The 4,192-nt window shown below is 53.7% G+C and carries 5 protein-coding genes; 4 read left to right on the top strand and 1 reads right to left on the bottom strand.

Translation table 11 applies throughout. From position 1 onward, the window contains the following. Positions 1–85: 85 nt before the first annotated feature. Positions 86–433 (top strand): response regulator, encoded by a 348-nt coding sequence (locus NTW95_00520; protein ID MCX6555909.1) that lies wholly within the window; start codon positions 86–88, stop codon positions 431–433. Positions 434–439: 6 nt separating this feature from the next. Here the strand turns inward: NTW95_00520 and NTW95_00515 are convergent, their stop codons facing one another. Continuing rightward, the gene (locus tag NTW95_00515) at positions 440–1,429 is read right to left on the bottom strand and encodes a serine/threonine-protein kinase (GenBank protein ID MCX6555908.1); all 990 of its coding nucleotides are present in this window, start codon (positions 1,427–1,429) and stop codon (positions 440–442) included. A gap of 149 nt (positions 1,430–1,578) precedes the next feature. On the opposite strand from NTW95_00515, the gene NTW95_00510 reads away from it, so the two are divergent. The 3 genes from NTW95_00510 to NTW95_00500 form a co-directional block, all read left to right on the top strand. Then, positions 1,579–2,160, top strand: coding sequence for a hypothetical protein (locus NTW95_00510; protein ID MCX6555907.1), 582 nt, complete (start codon positions 1,579–1,581; stop codon positions 2,158–2,160). A 321-nt stretch (positions 2,161–2,481) separates the two neighbouring features. Then, on the top strand, positions 2,482–3,093 hold the full coding sequence (locus NTW95_00505; protein MCX6555906.1) for a hypothetical protein: 612 nt from the start codon (positions 2,482–2,484) through the stop codon (positions 3,091–3,093). A 514-nt stretch (positions 3,094–3,607) separates the two neighbouring features. Further along, a partial coding sequence (locus NTW95_00500) for a hypothetical protein (GenBank protein ID MCX6555905.1) occupies positions 3,608–4,192 on the top strand: 585 nt, incomplete at its 3' end.

Below are 4,192 nucleotides of genomic sequence, written 5' to 3'. Positions count from 1 at the left end.
CTATTTGCCTGCCTCTGAGAAGGACGTGGTCAAGGACGAGCCGCCGTCCAAATAATTCGTCAGGGGCACGGAGGCCGTTTTGCTGGTGGAGGAGGAAAAAACAGGTCTGACGGTGAGCAAGGAAATGCTGGAAGCCTTGGGATACACCGTCCATACCGCCGGCAACGGGCAGGAAGCGATCGCTGCCTACCAGGGAAAGAGAAATACAATCGATCTCGTCATACTGGATATGGTCATGCCGGGAATATCGGGTTCCGAGACATTTGATCGTCTACGCACGATCAATCCCGAAGTCAGGGTTCTCCTTTCCAGCGGCTACAGCCTGAATGGCGAAGCGCAACATATCATGGAGCGCGGCTGCAACGGCTTCCTCCAGAAGCCTTTTCAAATTGAAAAATTGTCACAGAAAATCAGGGAGACACTGGGAACATAAAACGGATTATGCCATTGATTCCCGGGCCGCGATCAGGTCAGTTTTGATTTCCTCGAAATTGCCGTAACGGCGCTCGCGCGCCTTTTGCAGGGTTTTGCGGACGATTTTTTGCAAAGCCTTCGGGATATCCTTGCTGAGCTTGATTTCCTTATACTGGATGTTGTACAGGGTGACGATTTGATTGCGGTCGGAAAACGGGTTTTTCCCGGTCAGCAATTCGACCAGTATCACGCCGAACGAAAAAATGTCGCTGCCGCCGTCGAGATCCTGACCTTCAACCTGCTCCGGGGACATGTAAGATACGCTGCCCATGACGACGCCCGGTTCGCTCAGGCCTGGTTCGTGCCGCCTGGTTTTTCTATCCGCGGTTTTGCGGGGGCGTAATTCGGCCAGGCCGAAATCGAGGATTTTGACCAGGCCGCTTTTGTTGATCATGATGTTGCCGGGTTTGATGTCCAGATGCACGATATGTTGCGCCTGCGCCGCGATCATGCCCTCAGCAACCTGCAGGGCGATGTCGACGATTTGGGTCTGGGTAAGCTGCTTCATTTTTTGCAGCTGGTCGAGGGTCACGCCGTCCACGTACTCCATGACGATGTATTCGCGCTCATTTTCCCTGGCGATTTCATAAATGGTGCAGATGTTGGGGTGATTGAGCAGCAAGGCTGTTCGGGCTTCGCTCCGGAAGCGCGTTTGCGCGCCGCGGTCGCGGATGAGGGCGCTGCGTATGCTCTTGATGGCCACTTTCCCTCGAGATTGGTTGTCTTCGGCCAGGAAGATTTCGCCCATCCCGCCCCGGCCCAGCACGTCGATTACCTTGAAGCGACCTTTGATTATATTTTCCGGGAAAATAGAGCGGCTTGAGATTAGCGTGATGTCGCTGGACGGTTTGACCTTTTCGGCATTGCCTTCAGCCGGCATTAGCAGCTCGGCCCGGCAGCGCCTGCAGAAGCTCTCCGGACTATCGTTGGCCATGCCGCATTTCTTGCAGATCATGATAAAATTTTAGCAGAACGGTTTTTTATTGGCAATGGTAAGTTTTTTTTTGAAAAAAACAGAGATGAATTGCAGACATTTTTCTGATTTTGCCTTGACAAACAATTCGCGGGGGCACAGAATGAAGCGAGAAAGGCGAGGAAAGGAACATGGGAAAAGTAATCAAAACCAGGTTAGTCGTCATTCTCTTTGTCTGCTTTTTGCTGGGCAGCTGCAAAAAAGCCGATGACACGTTTAACATCACCCAGGCCGACGTCGAATACATCAGCAGGACGATCCTCTGGATGATGCACCTGGCCCAGGAGGACGCCATCTCCGACGCCGTGGCCAATATCCCCCTGGGGCAGCTCGGCGGGCCGATCGACTGGACGCCGGGCGGGAATTACAACGGCATCCATATCCAGGGCTCAGTCATGGGGCATACCGACTACTCGGCTGACGCCGACACCTCCATCCACCTGGCCGCCGTCAACCTCGATCCCTTCGACTCGCGGGCGATGAGCATGGAGATCGTCCAGGGCGACGGCACGATCATCACCCATGTCGACAAGGGTTGGCTGCAGGAGACGTTCAACGTGAATCTGACCCTGCGCCTGCTGGCCGTCAACTATGACGTATCTTTTGTCAGCGACATCATCTATTTTGACCTGGCCAACGTGCGCCTGACCGGTGAGGTCATTTTCAATCACACCACCTACAATATCAACATCTCCTTTTTGCCCTCCATGTAACTTTAACTATTGACCTCCATGCGTTAAGCAGTGAACGGAAATTAAACGGCAAGAGTTAAAATTTCCGCAATTGAATAGGGGGCGCAACGCCCCCTTTCATTTTCCCGCTTCGCAATCGAATTGTATCCCAGCGCACGCATTAGAAAAATGGCTGGGCAAATAAAAATAATGCTCATTGCGGGCTGTTGACAATTAATTTTTTTGGCCGCAGAATCCAAAAATGTGTGACAGCATCATCAAAAGAATATGTTCAATCGCCGCGTCTCAAATCCTCGAAACAGTAATTTTCTTATCAACCAAGTTAAAAAAGGAGGATGAATCATGAAATATACAAAAACGGTGTTGGCCCTGGCCGGGGTGATGCTTGTGCTTGCCGGCTGCAGCTCGAAGAAGGAAAGCGAGGAGGAAGTCCAGGCCATCATAGAAATGATGTCTCAAACTGGATTAACTATCGCCGGATTCACAAACGAGTTGCAACGGCATGCTGACCCCATGGTTGTGGACAATCCCGCCGCTAAAACCGAGGCGACCCCAGTCACTTGCATCTCTGACCAACAAGCGTTCGGGAATACGCCGGTGCCCGGCTACGACGGAACTGCGACCTGGCTGGGGAACTTAAAATTAACGGTATGCACCGATGGAGGCGTAGCCGGCGATTGGATGATTACGACTACGTTCAACCATACGACAGTGTCGTCCGGGTTTGAAGTGACCGGATCGTGGACTGAAACCGGAACGGTTACCGGAAGCACTTTAACCGAGGTTATTTTAAATGAGAATATCAATTCAGGTTTCGACTTTTCCGTGAATGGTCACAGCCACAGCGTGAACCTTACCATTTCAATCTCGGTCACGCCTAACGGCGTAACCTCCGGTACCTGTTGGGGAATTATCGACAGTACAGCCGTGAGTTTTCCCCTAGTCTTGAACTAGAATTGTAACGGTTCCTCCGGCCCCAGTCGTACCGGCTTCGCCTGTATTGCGCGGTTCAAGCGGAGCGAAGGTTCCGGCATCGTCATCATGACCAACGGCCAGAACGGTAGCGAGTTGCGGACCCGTCTGATCAGCGAAGTCGGCGATCTGTGATTCCTAGCAGGAGAACTCAGGGGAGACGTGCTCGCGAAGTGAGTTTCAGACGGAGGGTTGCTTGATATTTGTACGGCAATTCCATAAATTATTTCCGAATTAGATCGAGGCAAGATCGATCAATGAAAGTTCAGGACAGTCCATTGCCTGTGCAACCGGGAACGAGCCAACTATTGCAATTCTGTGAAATTTCCCATAAAATCGGCCGGTAGGTGCTCAATCCACCTGGAGGTAGGCGATGAAATGTCCCAGCTGCGGGAACGAGCAATCGGACGGCTGGCTCTCCTGTCAAAATTGTCATATCATTTTCTCCCGCTGGCAGTCCGGCTCAGGCGCGGATTCCGCAAAGCCGGCAGGAACAGTGGCATCCGTCCAGCCTGGGTCAACAACCAGTGATCCGACCCGCAAGGCCAGCATGTTCAACGGAGCGGCGCCGCAAGCGGCGCGTTCCCCGGAGGCCACGGCCAGCCATTCGGCCGGCCGTTCGCTGAGCTGGCTGGTCTACCTGCTGCTGATGCTCCCTTTCGCCCTGGCCTTGTACCTGCTACTCAATCCCAAGGGGCAGTCGATTGAGCCGGGATCCTACCGGGACATCCCGAATGCCTTCGCCATCCGCGCTCCCGAGGGCTGGCTGACGTTGAACCGGGAAAATTTCGATGCCATCATGCGACAGTACGGCCCGCAGCTCCCGGCCAATCTGGCGGATAGTCTTAACAGCAGCAGCCTGTCCGTCTCCATCGTCCGCCTCAGCCAGGGCGGCGAGTTTTCGCCGTCGATGAACGTGGTGATCGTCAACAAGGAGCCGCCGCCGATCAATGAAAAATCCAAGTTGGAGGCGGCCAAGGCGATCGCCGGCGGCTTTGCCGCCCAGTTCCCCGATTACCGGCAGGAGAGCGTGCAGCTAATCGAGGTGGACAATCTCCGCTCGCTGGAGATCGTCAGCATC

Source organism: Candidatus Aminicenantes bacterium (assembly GCA_026393795.1).
Taxonomy (GTDB): domain Bacteria; phylum Acidobacteriota; class Aminicenantia; order UBA2199; family UBA2199; genus UBA2199.
Note: the sequence above shows the minus strand (reverse complement) of the source record. Positions and strands in the feature narration are given on the sequence as shown.